The organism is Planktothrix agardhii, assembly GCF_904830935.1.
Classification (GTDB): Bacteria; Cyanobacteriota; Cyanobacteriia; order Cyanobacteriales; family Microcoleaceae; genus Planktothrix; species Planktothrix agardhii.
In genome coordinates this window covers 4199505-4218483 of record NZ_LR882952.1, presented here as the reverse complement: position 1 = coordinate 4218483, position 18979 = coordinate 4199505, and the positions used below count along the sequence as shown (strand labels likewise).

Below are 18979 nucleotides of genomic sequence, written 5' to 3'. Positions count from 1 at the left end.
AGAGGGGCTTTTTATATTTTTAGATTTAGAAAGGATAGCAACTATGGCCTCAACTGTAAAAGTTTATTTTGATAAAGAAGGCGATTTTTTAGAAGTTTTATTTTCGGATCAACCGGGTTATATGCGAGAAACCGATAATGATGCGATTATGGAACGAGTGGATGAAGCCGGAAATTTATTAGGGTTTTCTGTATTAGCTGTGAGTCAGTTATCAACAGATCAACCATTAGTGGCTCAGTTAGTAGCGGGTGCTAAAATTTAAGTTTTTAGGTAGATATTGTTAACAAAACCTAACACCAAATTTAGCACAAGCTGGCGGTCGGGATGCAACGCAGTTAAAAGCAGCGTTGGAGAGTGCAAAAAAGATTCACCTTCTTCTAAATATGAAGAAGAACCTCCATTATACAAATTTTTAAATATTAATAATTAGTAAGCTGTTAATTATCTAAATTTTCGAGGCTATCCAAGCCAATAAGGGGTTTCAGCCTCTAAAATATGCAGTTTAAATGCTCAACAGTTCATTAAATACTAACTGTAACAACTTCTATAATCACATCTTTCCCTACTGAAAAGCAATGCAGATATACTGTATTGTAATATTAGAAAATTAATTATTTCCACTGAAAAAAATATTTCTAATTGACTTCAATAAAAAGAACCCCCCTCAATATTGATTCAGGCGGGTTCATTCTTATTCCAAAAAAGCCAATAAAATTAAGGATTGGCGGCTTGGGCAGCTAGAATTTGTTTGAGTTTTTCTAATTCATTAGCCCAACGAGGATCGGGTTGGAAGGAATCATCACCGCTAGTTTTCGATGTAGAAGTTTGACCCCCGGAAGAATGCTTAGATTTTTTATTCCGGTTTTTACTACTACCGCCACTTTTAGGCATATTACCCGACGATTTAATCGGTTGTTGAACTGGCTGTTGCTGTTGTTGGGGTTGATCATCTTCCCCACCGTTTTCACCCTCACCAACACCGTCACCTTTTCCTTTTTTCCGAGGTAATGCTTTCTCTATTTTTAGAGCATTTTCTCTAAACATTACCCCATTATATTTCTCAACAATTTGATCCGCGACTTCATCAGTCTGCACCGTTACAAATCCAAAACCCCGACATTTGCCAGTTTTGCGATCGGTAATCACCTTAGCAGAAACGGTATCTCCTTCTTCTGCAAAGACATCTTGTAATTCTTTGCGTTCCAATTCTTTAGGAAGATTACCAATATAAAGACGAACGGACATAAGTAGAACCTCCAAGTTAAATGAAAAATAAGTAAACGAAATCATCCCCAACCTGTGTTGTTTAAAAACACAAGTTGAGGATCAACCCCCAAGCCATCAGCACTTGGGTTGGTTAAATTAAACTCAACAACCAACTTCATCTTAAAATTAAGATAAAGTCCTATTATTCTCTCCATGTTGAACTTATCATGTAGGGAAAGCGGGTTTGCTAGGTTGTCTTGTAAACTTTTTGCCATCTGTCAAAACTTAATGCTATAGAGTCTTGTTATCTCTGTGTTCAAAAATAGATTTAACTTCCTATAGCTAAAACCATATAAAGTTAACTCACCGAATGTTAACTTCCTGACTTTGCATTGCCAATAGTTGATTACAGCATTCAACAAAAATTGGATCACTTCTTTAAGTTGCTGCTTCGCCTCGTATTAGTCAGGCTATTGAATGGAACCTAGAACCTTTGCTATTGGGTTTTCCAGTACCGGATCATCATAAGACAATCCCTAGGATAGCACATCATGGAACATAGTTCTAGGGTTCTGCCAAGATTTTTGTATTTGATTTGGCAAACTTTCTGAACTTTCATCAACAGAGTAATCAGAATAACTCTATCCAAAAAGGAATAAGGTTGTTTTGACTCTTTGGTTAAAGAATGTATCACTAATCGGTCAAAAAAAGCAATCTTTCTGGATCAACTTCTTTTTACCAGCCTCCTTGAGATGCTAGATAAACCCCCGATAGGGTTAGAATAACGGCTAAAATCGTTGACCACAGGGGATGTCCGCCTCGTAGCACTGTCCTAGAATCGGAGGTTTCTAAGGTTTCCACATCCACCCAAGGTATCGCCCCCCGTCGCCACCATCCCGTTACCTTAATATTTTGAGTGATTAATTCATGGGGATGACGAATTCTAGGCAAAAAATTGGTCAGGGGGGTTTTTTCGGGGAGATAATGGAGTTTGATAATTCCGCTTGGGGTTTGTAGGATTAAATCTTGAGCAAAGGTATTTCTTAAACCCCTTCGACCGAGGAGTTGACCCCTTAAACAAATCGGTTGACTATCAACGGGAATAGTCTGGGGGTTGCTCACCAAATCTGATAAGTTAGGTTGATTTAAAATATTAGGGGGTTTGATTTCAGGAAAAAAATAATTAATCCGAGTTAAAATACCTAAACCACAACCAATGGTAATTGAACCTGCCATAATCCAATAGTCTCCCCATAACCATTCTAACTGCCATAGTCCTAAAAGAGAACAAACTCCTCCCATTAACCAAATGATTCCCCCAATGATCATTCCGGCGGGAATACCAAAAAACGGTGCTCCTTGTAGTAATAATGGGGAATTGTTGGTGAGTAATTTGGGGGGTTTAGCTGGGGTAATATTCGATAGATCAAATTCGGGTTCTAATTTCCAATAATTCGCATAAAGACCGAGGATTTTTAAGCGTTCTCCGATTAGGGGATGGGATTGATTTAAGGTTAATTCGGGGGTGTAACAATTAGTTAAATCCCAGGTTAATAAAGAATTGATTGATCTGTAAGCTGTTAAACTACCAAAGGTTAAAGCTTGTTGATGATTAATCGGAATCAATCTATCGAAAGATTCTAAGATAAAGTTAGTTTGTCCTTGATTTTGAATAGTTTGGGATAATTTCATCGTTATTTTTAACAACGCACGACTTAAAGCATTAGGATTTCCAGTCAGGTTACAAGCAATGCGATCGCTATAATAAACTCGACGACGGGATAAATACAAGGAGGGAAATCTTAAAAGTTTATATAATCCATAACATAAAGGACAAATAAAAATAGCGATCGCATTCAAAATTTGATATAAAATACCTCGGATACTGGCTGGAATCGGAATATTAAGATTGGGTAATTTTTCGGTTAATTCTGCTAAATACCAATAAATTAAATAGGGAATTTGACTGACCAGGGTAGCAAAAGACATCACCGCGAAATCCCATTCCCCAATGGTGGCAATTTCCCTGGCAAAAATCACAGCAATTTCATCTTCTGTTAATTGGTCTAATAATCCTTGACTTACCACTATTCGGGCAAATCGTCGTAAACTTCCATAGGAAAAAATTACCGGATCATCAATGGGTAATAGTTTAATTTGAGGAACTTTAAATTTTTTCTTTTGACAATAATTTCTTAATAGTTTATTGGTTTCTTGACTCTGATTAAATAATGTGGTTAAAGGTAAAGGTTTTAATCCATAACTAAGTTTAAGTAGTCCATCCCATAACCAAGGAGAGAATAGAAATAAACCGAATATTGTGATATAAACTGTTTGAGTTGGGTTATAATAAAATAAAGGAATAGGTTGTACAATAGGCAGCCAAGATAAACCATCATTCGTGAGTTTCATTAATTCCTCTAATAAACGAGGAGTTAACCAAATAATTGCTAAAACAGTTAGGAAAAGTTCAGCAAACAATCGGGAAGTTTGCCAAATCCAACCTACAGCAAAAATAAATAAAATAATCAAAACAATTTGCCAAGGTTGACGGGATAATTGTTCCCAAGTATTTAAAATAGGTTGCCAAATCCAAATTTGATTTAAACTATTATTAATAAAAGCAAAAATAATCGGAATAAACCAAGTTAAACCGACAGCCATTAATAATTGTTCTAGTTTAAAAAGACTCGATTGTAAGGGTTTAAGCTGTTGCCAATTCGTAGCTCGTCCCGCTTGTCGCCATTGCCATTCTTGAACTGGGGGAGGGGGAGGAGGTGAAATAATTTCCGGTTCTAAATTAATCGGAGAAACGGGAATTTTTGCTTTAGAATTTGGGGGGATTTTTTCGGTTTTTTTGATATTTAAAGGCGTGGGTTGAGATAAAGAAGGATTCGGAGAATTTTTCGGAGGTGCTGGGGAAGAAAGTTTGGGAGTTTTAGCTAGAGTTGATTTAGCTTTTGTGGGTTGTAGATTAGGATTTAAGGGGATAAAACCCGTTTCTGAAATAGGGGGTAATTCTGAAGATTGAGGTTCAATATTAGGGTTAATATTTTGGGGTTTAGGGGGATTGCGTTTTAATAATTTTCTTAAATAATCCGTAGCCCAATTTTTAATATTTTCCTGCTGAGATTGAGTTAAACTCTGACATAAATTAATCGCTAATTTAGTATTTCCTGTGCGTTCATAGGCAATCACTAACCCCATTTGCGCCTTGAATTGACCCGAATCCTGAGATTGAGCAATAGGTTCTAAAAAAGCGATCGCCTGTTGATAATCCTTCTGTTTTAATGCAGCTAATCCCGATGCTAAATCCGATGAATTGGGGGGTAAATTGGAGGAAGACATAGGAGAAATTAAAATTAAAACAAATTAACATTAACCGTTTCAGGGGAAATCCATACCCGGAAATCATAAAAATGATTGATTCGATCTCATCTAAAGGGTTAAAAATTGACGAAAAGCATAATAAATCCTATTGTACCCATTTTCTCGATTAAAATATCTTAAAATTCCTTTGATATAATATTTTGATCAACTTTATTCTAGGAAAAAAAATTAAACCTGACCTTTGATCCCCAGGAGATGATAAAATGGCTTGGCTCAAAATCAGCTATTATGGATACAAATTCCTTATTTCTAGCATTTCAATTTACCTCTCCCGGCCCCATCATCTTTGAAATTGGGCCGTTATCAATTCGGTGGTATGGCTTGTTAATTGCCTCGGCGGTCTTGATTGGAGTATCCTTATCTGGGTATCTTGCCAGTCGTCGCCAAATTGATCCCGAACTCATAGGAGATTTAGCGATTTGGTTAGTGATTGGGGCGATTCCTTTTGCTAGACTATATTATGTGGTATTTCAATGGGAAAGTTATGCCCAGAATCCCGGTAATATTATTGCAATTTGGAAGGGAGGAATTGCCATTCATGGAGCAATTATAGGCGGATTAATAGCGACTTTACTATTCGCTAAAATCAAACAAATTCCCTTTTGGCAATTAACCGATATAATTGCCCCTTCCTTGATTTTAGGTCAAGCTATCGGCAGATGGGGTAACTTTTTTAATTCTGAAGCCTTCGGAAGTCCAACGGACTTACCTTGGAAACTCTATATTCCGCCGGAGCGTCGCCCTGATGGTTTTGAATCCTACGAATATTTTCACCCGACTTTTTTGTATGAATCCCTGTGGAATTTAACTATATTTGCCCTATTAATTACCTTATTTTTAAAAGGTTTAAAAGGCAAATATCTTTTAAAACCAGGGACAATATTCTTGGTCTATTTATTGACCTATAGTAGTGGTAGAATTTGGATTGAAGGATTACGCACGGATAGTTTAATGTTGGGATCTTTAAAAATTGCTCAACTGGTCAGTTTAACGGGAATGATGTTAGGGTTATTCGGTTTAATTTGGTTATATGGATTGAAGCGAACCTTACCCGATATTGTACAGAAATCCCATCCCTCGGAATCCGAATAAAAAAGCCCTGACAATTGAGTCTAGGGCTTTAACCAGGGTGCATCTACCATTCTTGTCTTCTCGGTAAATCAATTCAGATCCGGAAAAAGTAAAAATCTAGCATCAATTTCAAGAAATTTAGAACCTTATGGAACCCGATATCGGATTACTCAAAGCTGCGGTTTATATTGTTGGGGCTGGCCCAGGTGATCCAGAGTTATTAACTGTGAAAGCTCAAAGATTATTAGCCTCGGCGGATGTGATTGTATTTGCCGATTCTTTGGTTCCTCAACAGATTTTAAAAGGGGTTAAAGCGGATGCAGAATTAGTTAAAACCTCTGATAAAACTTTAGAAGAAATTGTTCCTTTTATGATTGAACGAGTTGATAAAGGGTATTCTGTTGTTAGATTACATTCGGGTGATCCGAGTTTATATGGGGCTATTTATGAACAAATACAACAGTTAATAGAAGCAGAAATTGAGTTTGAAATTGTCCCTGGAATTAGTGCTTTTCAAGATGCAGCAGCCAAATTAAAAATAGAATTAACTATCCCAGAATTAGTCCAAACGATTATTTTAACCAGGGTGAGTGGGAGAGCAACTGGTGTTCCTGCGGATGAGGAATTAGAAAGTTTAGCGGCTCATAAAGCCAGTTTATGTTTATATTTGAGTGCGCGTTATGTGGAAGAAACTCAGCAAAAGTTAATCAAATATTATCCCCCAGAAATGCCGATTGCTATTTGTTATCGTTTAGGATGGCCTGATGAGAAAATCCGGGTAGTTCCCTTAGAAAAAATGGCACAAGTGACCCAGGAAGAAAACTTAATTAGAACTACATTATATGTTATTAGTCCTGCGTTAGCAAAAACTCCCCATACTTCAACTTTAAGATCTAAATTATATAACCCGGAACATTCCCATTTATTCCGTCCCTAACCTGCTTTAACCTCGTTTCTAGGTTCTACCTAGAAACAAAAAAAAGAGGCTCTGCCTCTTTCCTAATATTAACCCCAAAATATGATTTAATATAGGAGTTTAGAGGAGGCAGAGCCTCCCTTTATAAATTCCCTGGTAGAACCAGGGAACTAGAGTAACTAGAGTAACTAGACTATACCTTCTTTTAATTATATGAATTTTAATCAAAAAAATATTATTATTACCGGAGGTTCGAGTGGAATTGGTAAAGCAACGGCTCAATTATTAGCAAGTTTAGGTGCAAATTTAACAATTATTGCTAGAAATCAAAAAACTCTCGACCAAGCTAAAATAGAAATTGAAGCAGTAAAATTATCTCAAAATCAGAAGGTTTTTACCCTTTCGGCGGATGTTTCTGTACGGGAAGAAGTGGAAAATATAATAGAAACAGCAATTAATCTTTTGGGGAGTGTGGATATTTTAATTCTCTCGGCGGGTATGGCATATCCTGGTTATTTTCAAGAACTTCCTATTGAAATATTTGAACAAACAATGGCTGTTAATTATTGGGGATCTCTGTATTGTATTCGAGAGATTTTACCTAAAATGATCGAGCAAAAATATGGTAAAATTATTATAATTTCATCGGGAGCGGGATTAATTGGGATTTATGGTTATACAACCTATAGTCCAACTAAATTTGCTTTAAGAGGGTTAGCAGAATCCTTGCGCGGGGAATTAAAACCCTTGGGAATACAAGTTTCTATTGTTTATCCTCCTGATACAAATACCCCGCAATTAATCGCTGAAAATAAAACCAAACCTTTAGAAACAAAAGCAATTACGGGAACTGTTAAACCTTGGGAACCAGAAGATATTGCTCAAGCAATTATTCGAGGAATTAATAAAAATAAATTTGCGATCGCTCCCGGGTTAGAAATGAAAATTTTAAATTATTTCCATAGTTTATTGTTTCCCTTATTAAATCGCTATTTTGATCGCCTAATTCAATCAATAAAAGGTTAAGAAAATGTTAAATGTCATTAAATTAAACATGGATTGGTCAATTCAAAAAAATAATCAATATAATTGTTGAATTAAATTGCTAAATTTGCTATAATTAATCCTAGATTGTTATTTGATCAATCAGATTAATCGCAGATATTGCTGAATATAGTCCCCTGTTTACAACTGTTAATTGAGGAGAGAAAATGATCAAACCTTTACACCACAGAACAAAAATTGTTGCGACTATTGGCCCTGCTAGTAAATCCCCAGAGATCATTCGTCAAATGGTGAATGCGGGAATGAATGTCGCCCGATTAAATTTTTCCCATGGTAGTTATGAAGATCATGCGGAAATGGTAGGATTGTTGCGGCAAGTTTCCAAAGAATGCAATGCCCCGATTACTTTATTACAAGATTTACAAGGCCCAAAAATTAGAATTGGTAAGCTACCATCGGAAGAAATAGAATTAGTTCAAGGAGAATTATTAACCTTAGTTCCCTTAGATAATTTTGACAATCAACCGAATACAGCCCCCATTGATTATCCCTATTTAGCAGAAGAAGCCGACCTCGGAGCGCAAGTTTTACTAGATGATGGATTATTAGAATTAAAAATAGAAGAAATTCAGGGAAATGCCGTTATATGTCGGGTGATTGAAGGGGGAATCCTAAAAAGTAGAAAAGGAGTTAATTTACCGAGTCTAATTTTGCGTCTTCCCTCCTTAACGGAAAAAGATCAACAGGATTTAGATTTTGGAATTTCCCAGGGTGTAGACTGGGTTTCTTTGAGTTTTGTTCGCCGTGCGGAGGATGTTCAAGCCTTAAAAGCATTATTAATTGAAAAGGGCGCATCGGATATTCCGGTCATGGCAAAAATTGAAAAACCTCAAGCGATCGCCAATTTAGAATCTATTATTAATGAATGTGATGGTTTAATGGTAGCACGGGGGGATTTAGGGGTAGAAATGAGTCCTGAGAAAGTGCCATTATTGCAAAAACAAATCATTCGGATGTGTAATCAAAAAGGGATTCCAGTGATTACTGCTACCCAAATGTTAGATAGTATGATTCACAGTGCACGTCCCACCCGTGCAGAAGCAAGTGATGTTGCGAATGCAATTATTGATGGTACGGATGCGGTCATGTTATCTGGAGAATCTGCTGTTGGTAAATTCCCGGTGAAAGCAGTACAAATGTTATCCAGAATTGCCAGTGATGTCGAACCGGAAATCGAGTTTAAAAATTATCCTCCGGTGATGTCCGATGAAACTCATGCTTTAAGTGAAGCTTTAAATACGATTGATAAAGTCTTGAATTTGCATTGTATTGTTGCTTATACCAGCACAGGATATACGGCTATTTTAGCAGCAGGAGAACGACCTAAAGTTCCCGTTATCGCCCTAACTCCCAATCTAAAGGTTTATCACCGTTTAAACTTAGTTTGGGGTGTTAAACCGATTTTATTAGAACATCAAGTGGACTCTTTTGAAGGATTAATTGATCTCGCCCAAACTAAATTACTAGAAGGGCCATTAGCTCAAATTGGGGATAAAATATTAATTATTGGAGGTGTTCCAACCAAGAAAGCAAAAGGCACAAATTTCTTGAAGATTCACACAATTGCCGATTAAGCTATTAACAAAACCGAAAAGTACGGATTGAAGATGATTACGCAGATTAACACAGATTAAAATCCGTGAAATCCGTGAAATCCTCTTAAATCCGTGATCCCCATTCCCTATTATCGCTTTTTCGCTTCTTGAGGTGTAGATTGTCTGACTAACTCTAGGGTAGAACCAAAAATGAAACCCATTGCCGCCCCTGCTATAGCATAAGTCCGGGGAGCCCTTGACTGACTATAACCTAAGTCCAAGGCGGGGCCGATATTACAGCATTGATAGTGTTTCTCGCTGTATTTAGAAGCACCTAGTCCGGCAATTGTACCTACTATCATCATCATCATTCCAGAAAAAATTACCAGTCGCATATTCATAATGACCTGCCTTGGATAACCCTAAATATAATTTTTTGCAATCATAGCCTTATATTCTAAAAGTAGCTCTATTTTTCAGTTTTTCAACTATATTTTTAATCTTGTTTACAAAAATTAAAAAAAGTTGATGCAACTTGTAGAATTTTAGAGGCTTAATCTTTGATAAATGGGGGCTTTCCTTGTTAGTATAAAATACTGATATATTCAACTGACATACTGAAAATATAAGTTTTTATGGGAACTATTAATCAGCAGGCTACAAATTATATATAGATTAGGTATTCATGCGTTCGTAAATAGCAGAAGCGGCCGGAGAATAACGGGTGAGATAGCTAAAAATCCAGAATTTGATACAAGAATCAATAATCACGGGAACCGTTGCAATAAAAGCATTCACCGCTACTCTACTTTCTGGGAGTCCAAAATGAGCGATCGCACCTTCTAATAAAACTTCCCATCCCTGAAAATATTTATCTTCTAGGGCTTTAATTTCTTGGGCGCTTTGATAAGCGGATTCTAAGAGTTGAATTTGTCTTTGACTCAACCAGTGATTAAATCCATTGAAATTCATAAATTCTCCAGATCAATCAACACCGCAACTAATTAAACGAGCAATAAAATAAACCGCCATTTTTCCCCCGTATGGCGATCGCCACCATCCAGAAGGATGACACCCCACAGGAGCTTCTGAACTAAAATCAAGATCTTCATAATCTAATAACTTATTATTCACGCTCCATCCAAATTCAGCCTCCATCGCCTGTAAAACTTTCATATCAATATCAGAAATATCATCATTTCCTCCCAACCGGGTATAAATTTGTTGTTGAACACTAAAGCCAAAACGATCTTTACTGTAACTCATCCATAGTTGATCAAGTAGACTTAATGCACTACAGGGAAAAATCATAATCTCATCAGGAATAATATCGTCTAGGCTATTTTTATTCATGATTTCTAACATAATTCTTGTGGTTTCTTGATCTGCTTCTTTCCAATTTCCAGCTTCTAAAAAATCCCGTAATTTTTGGTATCGGTATACATCCGTTAATAATAATAACGCTTTATCTAACTTCTGTTCTAAGCGTTCAACTCGTTCTAATAAAGCATCTAAACTCAAAGGTTGAGATTGAGGTTTAGACTGTTTGGGTTGTTGCGATGCGTTTGACATATTTTATAGAGGATTGATGATTGAAAGTTTACGACTAACCATAGCCATCATAATACCTGTTAACTTCGGCCCAGTTTTTTTATCATTTATACAACTAAACTAGCCCATTGCATAACCCGTAAATTGGCGTTTGAAAGGGGAATGAAAACCCAGAATAATATCTGAAGTTGGTACGCCCATATCCACCAATCTCTGGGCAACAGAGTCTTCAGTCCCATTATACTGAATCCAAATTTTGCCCTCTTGAATATCAAAGTGTATCACCGGGCCAAATACCCGCTTATCTCCTTGCCAACCCACATAAGCGAGTTGATAATGGTCATGTTCACTATCAAAGATTAACTCTGCCTTCACCGTATCCTCAGTCGTTGCGATCTCGGCGTGTTCGGTCAGAATTTGTTTAATCAATTGTCGATAATGTTCTACTTTATCCATTGCTTAATCTCCTCTAATTTTGGATCATAAATTATTAGCTTGACTTGGTAACGTCTCAAAGCACGTTGGATGAAAGAAAGTTGAAAAAAATCCTTATAAGTTTCAGAAGGAATTGCTAAATAAACAATGCGCTCCGGTTCTTTTTCTTCCAGGGCTTGACAATAGTTAAGATATTGTCCCAAGGCAGTGTGAAAAGAGCTAATATCAGAGTCTCCAATAAAGCTTTTAATTTCTACAGCAATTTTTTCGGAATCTTTTTCTGCACCGATCGCACTTTCTGCCGCCAAATCAATTTGTAATTTTATGGATTCGCTAATGCGAAAAAGCATTCGCTTTTGATACCATCCCTTCCCCATATATCGTTCGTTAGCTACTTACTGGATTTCTACCTCTCCAGAGATATATGGGGATTACTTCGTTCCGATTACACATTTGTTTGAAATCTTTAGCGTGATGCTATCCACCGGGTTTATTGGGCGGTGCTTATAAGTCGGAGAATGGAACCGCTTATGCCCTATCCTTGCCTTTTGGCTTGGTGCTAATCAGTCTTTTACCGTATTTTTAACGGGTTTAATCTTGATTTAGCCATTGCACCATTTAAAATTACGATGGTTCAGACACATCTTTGCTTTCGCTACGCATAGACTTCTTGCTCGATAGTTACTGGATTTGGCTTCTAGTAGTTCTACCTTTTAACCCCGCTTTAGCCTGATGGATGCTACCCAAACAAACTAGGGGTTATGCTTTCACCTCAGCACTTGAGGGATGGGACTTGCCGCATGGTGGCTCACCCATAAATGTAATCAGTTATCACCAGTCTTAACAACTGGGTTAACCGTCCCATAATCTTTTCAGCTTATTTTTGGTTAAACGAATCGCACCCATCCATCTTTAATTAAAGCATTTCTAACCTGTTGATGGAAAACATCTTTAGCCATTGTGGATGCTAGTCCTCCTAACCGGGTTAACTTGAGTCTATCATGATTGATCGGTAACAATTTAGGGTTTACTTAAACTGCTATCTGGTTGAATAGAACCATTATCCGAGGTGGCTAAAGTCTCAGAAGTTTTACCCGGAGAATGGGGATCTTCCGGTGGAGAGGGAGGTTGATTTTTATCCGATTTATTGTTATTAGATTTATCGGATTTTTTCCCTTTCAGAAAACGTTCTTCTAGGGTTTTAACCGTAATATAAAGGTTTGGAGTAATTAACAAACTTAATAGGGTTCCTGCTAATAAACCCCCAAAAATAGCCGTACCCAATGACCAACGACTACTAGAACCCGCACCAGAAGCAATAACTAACGGCCAGAACCCGATCAAACTAGAAATAGCAGTCATTTGAATCGGTCGGAACCGTTGTTCCCCCGCTTGAATTGCGGCTTGGGTAATACTTAAACCCTTGTCCCGCAGTTGGTTGGCAAACTCCACAATCAGAATCGAGTTTTTAGAAGCCAAACCAATCAACATCACCAAGGCCACCTGCACATAAACATCATTAGTAATCAGGGGCCAGACCGTCCCTTGCAAGAGAACATTCGACCGGAACCAAACCGCGGCCATCGCTCCCAAGACCGCCAGAGGCACCGATAACATAATAATCATCGGATCAATATAACTTTCGTACTGGGCTGATAGCACCAGAAAAGCCATAATAAATGCTAATCCGAAAATTAAAATCGCCGCCCCCCCAGAAGACTTTTCTTCCAAGGCGCTACCCTGCCAAGCATAATCAAAACCGGGGTCTAAGACCTCAGAGGCTAATTTTTCCATAACAGCGATCGCTTGACCCGTACTAAATCCAGGAGCCGGGTTTCCTTGAATTAGCATGGAACGGAAGATATTAAAATGGTTAATAGTTTCTGGCCCGACAAAATCCGTGAGTTTCACCAAATTACTCAGGGAAATCATCTCTCCATCCCGGGAACGCACATATAATTGAGTAATATCCTCCGGTCGGGCGCGGAATTGTTTTTCCGCTTGAGCCACAACCCGATATTGACGTTGACCTAAAACAAAGTCATTAATATATGATGACCCCAAATAGGTTTGTAAGGTACTAAAGATTTGGTTCACATCCACATTCAAAGCATTAGCGCGATCGCGCAATACCTCAACCCTTTTCTGAGCCTTACTAGCAGAAAACTGACTAAATACCCCGGCAAAAGTCGGATTAGCATTAGCCGCTCCAATTAAACGATTGCCATTTTCCACTAAGGATTGAATCGGTAAATTTCCGGTTGTATCTAATAACTGAAATTCAAAGCCTCCGGTGGTACTCAAACCCTGCACCGGGGGAGCATTCACCGCAAAGGCTTGAACTTCAGGAATAGATTGTAACGACCCATTTAATCGTCTTAGAACCCCAAACACCGATTGAGAGGCATCCGGTCGCTGATCCCAAGGTTTGAGTAACACAAAAGCAATCCCCTGACTGGGATTCTGTCCCTCAAAACCAAACCCAGGAATCGCAAACACACTTTCAATTTCAGGAATTGCCAAAGTCCGATCCACAATTTGTTCAGCAGCCCTAGCGGTATAGTTGAGGGACACCCCATCAGGAGTCCGAAAGATCACGATTAAATAGCCCTGATCTTCTTCTGGGACAAACCCCGATGGCACTTGTTGATAAACAAATACCGTTGCTGCTAACCCGGCCACAAATATAATCATCACCAAAGCATTAATCTTGGTGAGAAAGGTAACAACTCCAGCATATTTTTCCTGTACCCACCCAAAACCTCGGTTAAATTGGTCAAAAAACCACCCCAAAGGCCCCCCGGTTTTCTTTTGGCGACGTAACAATAGCCCTGCCATACTAGGAGAAAAGGAAAGGGCATTAAAGGTAGAAAACACCACCGCAAAAATAATTGTCACCGCAAATTGTTTATAAATTACCCCCGTTGTTCCTGGGAAAAACAAGACCGGAACAAACACCGCCAGCAAAACAATCGAGGTGGCAATGATCGCCCCGGTCAGTTCTGACATGGCATCTAGGGCGGCTTGCAGAGGTTTCATCCCTTGTTCAATTTTGATCATCACCGCTTCGACAACCACGATGGCATCGTCCACGACTAAACCTGCGGCTAAGGTACAAGCAAATAGGGTTAAAGTATTTAGTTCCAGGCCCAGGGCTTTCAACCCAGCCATCGCCCCAATCAGAGCCACGGGAATAGCAACGGCAGGAATTAAGGTGGCTCGCCAATCCTGCAAAAATACAAAAATCACCAGCACCACTAGGGCAATAGCCATAATCAGGGTAATTGCCACTTCCCTCAGAGACACATTAATAAATAGGGTGGTGTCATAGGCAATCTGGCTGTTAACGCCCGGTGGGAAATTTTTACTCAGTTCCGCCATTGTGGCTTTAAGTTGGGCGGCGGTTTCTAGGGCATTACTACCCGGAAGTTGATAAATCCCCAAACCCACTGCCGGTTTGCCATTATAGGTCGATTCCAAATCATAATTTTCTGCCCCTAACTCGGCTCGGCCCACGTCCTTAATGGTGATTAACTCTCCACTGTCGGTGGTTTTGAGTACCATTTGTTCAAATTCCTCGACGGTGCGGAGGCGACTAGCAGCCTGTAGGGGAATTTCAAAGAGTTGATCGGCGGGTGTGGGTTGTTGACCGATTTTTCCGGCCCCTACCTGGACGTTTTGTGTTCTTAATGCTGAGGCCACATCCTGGGCCGTTAATCCCCTGGCGGCCATTCGAGATGGATCAAGCCATAGCCGCATGGCATATTTGCGCTCTCCAAAGATTGTCACCTGACCCACCCCAGGAACCCGGCTCAATTGGTCAACAATAAAAAGATCAATATAATTACTAATAAATGTGGTGTCATATATCGGTTTTCCGCTTTCGTCTGTATCAGAATAAAAACCGATCACCAATAGAATACTAGGGGATGACGCCTGCACCGAAAGCCCAATTTGCCTGACAACATCAGGTAAATTAGACTCAGCCTGAGCGACTCGGTTTTGAACGTTAACTTGGGCAATATTCCGATCAACATCATTGGGAAAAAACACGGAAATATTACTGATGCCGTTATTTCCCGTACTGGAGGAAAGATATTTCATCCCCTCCACCCCGTTAATTTCCCTCTCGATGATCGTGGTCACGGTGGTTTCCGTTGTTTCCGCATCCGCCCCAGTGTTGACCCCAACAATACTAATTTGGGTATTCGCCAGGTTAGGAAGTTGAGTAATCGGCAGCAGGGGAATCGAGATAGCACCCACCAAAATAATCAGGATACTACAGACTGTCGTTAGGACAGGTCGTTTAATAAAAGTTTGAACAAACAGAAGCATAGCAATCTTCTCAGGGGTTGGCAGTTAGTGGGGGGTTGGCGATTAACCAGGTAATTTATTGTTTTCCGGGTGAGGGGGCGTCGGTGGTGGGTTGCTGTTTTTTATCCGTAATGGGTGTGCCATCTCGTAACTTGACCACGCCATCTATAACCACTTTTTCTCCAGTTTTTAAACCCGAGCGAACTTCAAAGCTCTGATCTTGAATACTGCCTAACTGCACGGGTCTTTGTTTAGCGATTAATCGAGTGTTCCCGTCCTGAGTTTGTTCTTGGGCGACAAAGACAAAACTTTGATCGCCAACTCGACTAATCGAAGTTACGGGAACGGTGATTCCCGATTGTTGTTCCCAGATTACCTTAGCACGGACAATTTGATCGGTTCGGAGTCTATTATTACGGTTATCATAAATCGCTTTAACTAAAATAGTTTGGGTTCCTGTCCCCGCACTGGGGGAAATATAGGACACCTGGGAGGTTCCGATTAATGCTCCGGTTTCTTGAGATCTAAGCTCGACTAAAGTTCCTGATCTAATTTGGGAAAGGCGTTCAATGGGAATATTAATTTGAACTTCTAATAAATCATTTTGTCGAATGGTGGTAATTGTAGTTTGACTATCGACAAAATCTCCAGCTTTGACCATTACCTCCCCGACTATCCCATCAATCGGGGCATTGATTTGATAATATCCCAATTGGATTTGTCCAGCCGTTGCGGTTGACCGAGCTTGGTCAATATCGCGCTGGAGTCTTTGTACCTCAGATTCTTGAGCCACAATCACCTTTTCTTGACTGGCGATTTGAGCGCTCAGGGTTGAGACTTGACGATTATAATTCTGCGAGGCACTTTCAACTTTGGCTCCAGAAGCATCGATCCGTCTTTGTTGCGTCTCAATTTGGGTATTTAAGGTGGAAATTTGACGTTCTAGGTTTTGTTGGGCCGTTCTTACCCGCGCCTGGAGGGACATAATCTCCCGTTCTTGAGCGGCAAAATCCGATTCCGTTGCTTGATAGTCGCGCAATTTTTGATCGTAGATTTCTGAGGATACGACCCCTTGGTCATACAGTTCTTTATAACGATCATAAGCTCTTTTTCGTTCATCCATAATCGCCCGTCGGCGATCGCGTTCCTTGATTCCCACCTGTACATTCTCTTGGGCGGTTTTTAGCTCATCGGCAACGGAGGTATATTCTAATTCGTACTCTAATCGCTGTTTTTCATTTTTTTCGGCGGCGAGGCTTTGTTGAGCATCTTGTAAATCCGCTTCTTGGGATTGATAGGTCAGTTGAGCCTGTATTCGCTGTAATTCTGCTCGTTGGGCATCCAAATTAGCCCTAGCACTATTGAGTTGGGCGATTCTGGAGCTCACAGTGGCTAATTGACCCTCATAATTCGCCTGTTGTTGTTGTCCGTCAATTGCAATTAAGGGAGTATTTTGGGAAATGCGATCGCCTAAGCGGACAAAAACCTGTTTCACTAAGCCATTAACACGGGGTTGAATCACCGCATTCTCAATTCCTTCGACCCTGGCATTAAATTCGCTGGTATCTCTAACATTACTCATGCCTACGGTTGCTAACCTGACCGTGACGGGTGGAGGAGCCGCCGCTTGGGGTTCACCTCCACAAGCACTCATCAGAAAGCTAGTTAGGATGAGAGGAAAATAGGAATTCCAAGATGCTAGACGCTTGTTCATGGTTTTGTCGAAAACGGGAAACGGAGAATAGACTCAATTGAGAATATTGGAAGTTTATTATAGATGATGTTTTGATGATTTTGGGATCAGCAAAATAATTCTTATCACTCAGTTTGATCATTTAAAGGTACTCTTGTTGTTAAATAAAATAGTGCCCCAAACAAAGGAATTAAGCTAATCCACTCCAATATTACAGATTTTTCCATTCCTCTTCTAGCTCGATCATCTGTTAATAAAACTGGAAACAAAATACTTAATAATAAAAAGTCCAGACTCATAACGTGAATAAAACGGCTAGTTTGCCACTGTTGAATAAAATCTTCCCAATTGCCTTGGGTTAAACCATAAATCACCAGTATAATTGTTCCTAATGTTAATAATAGTCCCGTAATTCGAGAATCTAATATTTTTATAAACCATGATTTTTTTCCTGAAAATTGAGGGTTGGGTTGGCGCAAAGCTAGGTAAGGTAAAATCGCAAAAGCACCCACCCCAAAAGATAAAGTTGCAAACAACCAAGCCGGAGTTTTTTGTCCATGTCCATCAATAAATAGAACACAACTATAAATTAACGGCCAAATTCCCATAATATTAAATAGGGCAATAATTAACGGATTAATTCCTGTCCAGTTTCCCATTGATAGATTTTTGATTAAATCCAAAGTTTCAGGTTGATCCGGCGGTGCAAAAATAAACGCATACAGAATAAATCCTAGCCAAATTAAACCAAAAATGATCTTGTTTTTCATAATTAAACTTAGGGTAATAATTCGTAATTCGTAATTCGTAATAAACTGATGACTGATTTATGGTAAAAATCTATCTAATGCCACTTTTAATGCTTCAATTTCAACATCAATATTTCCTTCTTTAGCAGCCCGGGCGACACATTCACTCAAATGTTCATCTAAAATAATTCTAGCTACCCGATCTAAAGCTCCCCTAATCGCGGCAATTTGGATTAAGACATCAGGACAGGGACGATTTTCCTGTACCATTGTTTTGACACCTCGAATATGTCCCTCTAGGCGTGATAGACGATTGACTATTTTCCGCAAAGATTCTTGACTATGAATATGGGGATGACTAGAATGTTCATGATCATGATGTTCCAGTAAATCCTTGAGTTCTTCTACCGTCGGTTCTAATTCATTCATCGGTTTTGTTGATGTACAATTGATAAATATTCTATGATTGTACCTCAATTTTATATTTCTGTACGCAATAAGCTGTTCAGCATTTAAAACATACAACCTAGGGAACAATCACCCTCGCACTACAAAGGTTTTAAAAATTAAATTAATATTTAAAATAGGGAAAAATAGAACAATTTTGTCTGGATTTTGTTCTATTTATCCGATGAAAAGGAAGATATTCCGGTATCATCGGATATAATGTATAGCTTGTTACAAAAATATCTACCATCCTGACTGTATTTTGGGCAAAGTAGGTCAGGTCAAATGTTATAAATCGCCAATATTTAATCGGTATATTGGGTAGCTATAGCACTTGATTTTTGCCCAAAATCCTGCATTTAGAAAAAGACAACTCGTCAAACTTATTGAACAAGATATACAGCTTCAAAATTGCTGATATACTCAATTCAATCAAGTTATCTCAAAATGATGTATTATTAATTGACTAAAAACGAGAAAGGAGGATGAGGCTAAAATTATATGACCTAAAGACAAAGCAATTTTTTGTGATCTGAATTGGTACTTCTGATCATAGTAACTTTTATAGAACTGCTGTCAACCGGACAGGTTGATTTATTTTAAGTGG

General features: G+C 38.9%; 18 protein-coding genes. 5 read left to right on the top strand and 13 right to left on the bottom strand.

Features of this window, described 5'->3' with window-relative positions; translation table 11 throughout:
- The first annotated feature begins 43 nt into the window (after positions 1-43).
- On the top strand, positions 44-262 hold the full coding sequence (locus NMG88_RS19455; protein WP_083621239.1) for a DUF2283 domain-containing protein: 219 nt from the start codon (positions 44-46) through the stop codon (positions 260-262).
- A gap of 452 nt (positions 263-714) precedes the next feature.
- Here NMG88_RS19455 and NMG88_RS19450 read toward each other — a convergent pair whose 3' ends face one another.
- From NMG88_RS19450 to NMG88_RS19440, 3 genes are all read right to left on the bottom strand, one after another.
- Complete coding sequence (locus NMG88_RS19450) at positions 715-1245, bottom strand: RNA recognition motif domain-containing protein (RefSeq protein WP_235751971.1); 531 nt, start codon at positions 1243-1245, stop codon at positions 715-717.
- A 41-nt stretch (positions 1246-1286) separates the two neighbouring features.
- Complete coding sequence (locus tag NMG88_RS19445; RefSeq protein ID WP_042156174.1) at positions 1287-1481, bottom strand: hypothetical protein; 195 nt, start codon at positions 1479-1481, stop codon at positions 1287-1289.
- 460 nt (positions 1482-1941) lie between these two features.
- Positions 1942-4554 (bottom strand): zinc metalloprotease HtpX, encoded by a 2613-nt coding sequence (locus tag NMG88_RS19440; protein WP_227381202.1) that lies wholly within the window; start codon positions 4552-4554, stop codon positions 1942-1944.
- 270 nt (positions 4555-4824) lie between these two features.
- On the opposite strand from NMG88_RS19440, the gene lgt reads away from it, so the two are divergent.
- The 4 genes from lgt (at position 4825) to pyk (ending at position 9222) form a co-directional block, all read left to right on the top strand.
- A complete protein-coding gene (gene lgt, locus NMG88_RS19435; protein WP_026785942.1) occupies positions 4825-5688 on the top strand; it encodes a prolipoprotein diacylglyceryl transferase in 864 nt (287 codons plus the stop codon).
- 127 nt (positions 5689-5815) lie between these two features.
- The gene (gene cobM, locus NMG88_RS19430) at positions 5816-6604 is read left to right on the top strand and encodes a precorrin-4 C(11)-methyltransferase (RefSeq protein ID WP_026785943.1); all 789 of its coding nucleotides are present in this window, start codon (positions 5816-5818) and stop codon (positions 6602-6604) included.
- Between the two features lie 192 nt (positions 6605-6796).
- A complete protein-coding gene (locus NMG88_RS19425; RefSeq protein WP_254033266.1) occupies positions 6797-7609 on the top strand; it encodes an SDR family oxidoreductase in 813 nt (270 codons plus the stop codon).
- Positions 7610-7794: 185 nt separating this feature from the next.
- Positions 7795-9222 (top strand): pyruvate kinase, encoded by a 1428-nt coding sequence (gene pyk, locus NMG88_RS19420; protein WP_330943331.1) that lies wholly within the window; start codon positions 7795-7797, stop codon positions 9220-9222.
- A 110-nt stretch (positions 9223-9332) separates the two neighbouring features.
- Here pyk and NMG88_RS19415 read toward each other — a convergent pair whose 3' ends face one another.
- The 10 genes from NMG88_RS19415 to NMG88_RS19370 form a co-directional block, all read right to left on the bottom strand.
- The gene (locus NMG88_RS19415; protein WP_042156186.1) at positions 9333-9584 is read right to left on the bottom strand and encodes a hypothetical protein; all 252 of its coding nucleotides are present in this window, start codon (positions 9582-9584) and stop codon (positions 9333-9335) included.
- A gap of 274 nt (positions 9585-9858) precedes the next feature.
- Positions 9859-10155 (bottom strand): hypothetical protein, encoded by a 297-nt coding sequence (locus tag NMG88_RS19410; protein ID WP_227358154.1) that lies wholly within the window; start codon positions 10153-10155, stop codon positions 9859-9861.
- Positions 10156-10167: 12 nt separating this feature from the next.
- Positions 10168-10755 (bottom strand): GUN4 domain-containing protein, encoded by a 588-nt coding sequence (locus NMG88_RS19405; RefSeq protein WP_042156191.1) that lies wholly within the window; start codon positions 10753-10755, stop codon positions 10168-10170.
- Positions 10756-10854: 99 nt separating this feature from the next.
- Positions 10855-11190, bottom strand: a complete 336-nt coding sequence (locus NMG88_RS19400; protein WP_042156192.1) for a XisI protein — start codon at positions 11188-11190, stop codon at positions 10855-10857.
- Entirely contained in the window at positions 11178-11519 is a 342-nt protein-coding gene (locus NMG88_RS19395) for an element excision factor XisH family protein (protein WP_227351204.1), read from the bottom strand. Before NMG88_RS19395 ends, NMG88_RS19400 begins: the two co-directional genes overlap by 13 nt.
- Before the next feature lie 537 nt (positions 11520-12056).
- On the bottom strand, positions 12057-12188 hold the full coding sequence (locus NMG88_RS19390) for an element excision factor XisH family protein (protein ID WP_235753699.1): 132 nt from the start codon (positions 12186-12188) through the stop codon (positions 12057-12059).
- Between the two features lies 1 nt (position 12189).
- Complete coding sequence (locus NMG88_RS19385; protein ID WP_081846421.1) at positions 12190-15504, bottom strand: efflux RND transporter permease subunit; 3315 nt, start codon at positions 15502-15504, stop codon at positions 12190-12192.
- A gap of 55 nt (positions 15505-15559) precedes the next feature.
- Positions 15560-17197: an efflux RND transporter periplasmic adaptor subunit gene (locus NMG88_RS19380; protein ID WP_254035714.1), complete on the bottom strand. Its 1638-nt coding sequence runs from the start codon at positions 17195-17197 to the stop codon at positions 15560-15562.
- 104 nt (positions 17198-17301) lie between these two features.
- Positions 17302-17946 (bottom strand): hypothetical protein, encoded by a 645-nt coding sequence (locus NMG88_RS19375; RefSeq protein ID WP_026785952.1) that lies wholly within the window; start codon positions 17944-17946, stop codon positions 17302-17304.
- 57 nt (positions 17947-18003) lie between these two features.
- Complete coding sequence (locus tag NMG88_RS19370) at positions 18004-18354, bottom strand: metal-sensing transcriptional repressor (RefSeq protein ID WP_254033263.1); 351 nt, start codon at positions 18352-18354, stop codon at positions 18004-18006.
- Positions 18355-18979 lie beyond the last annotated feature (625 nt).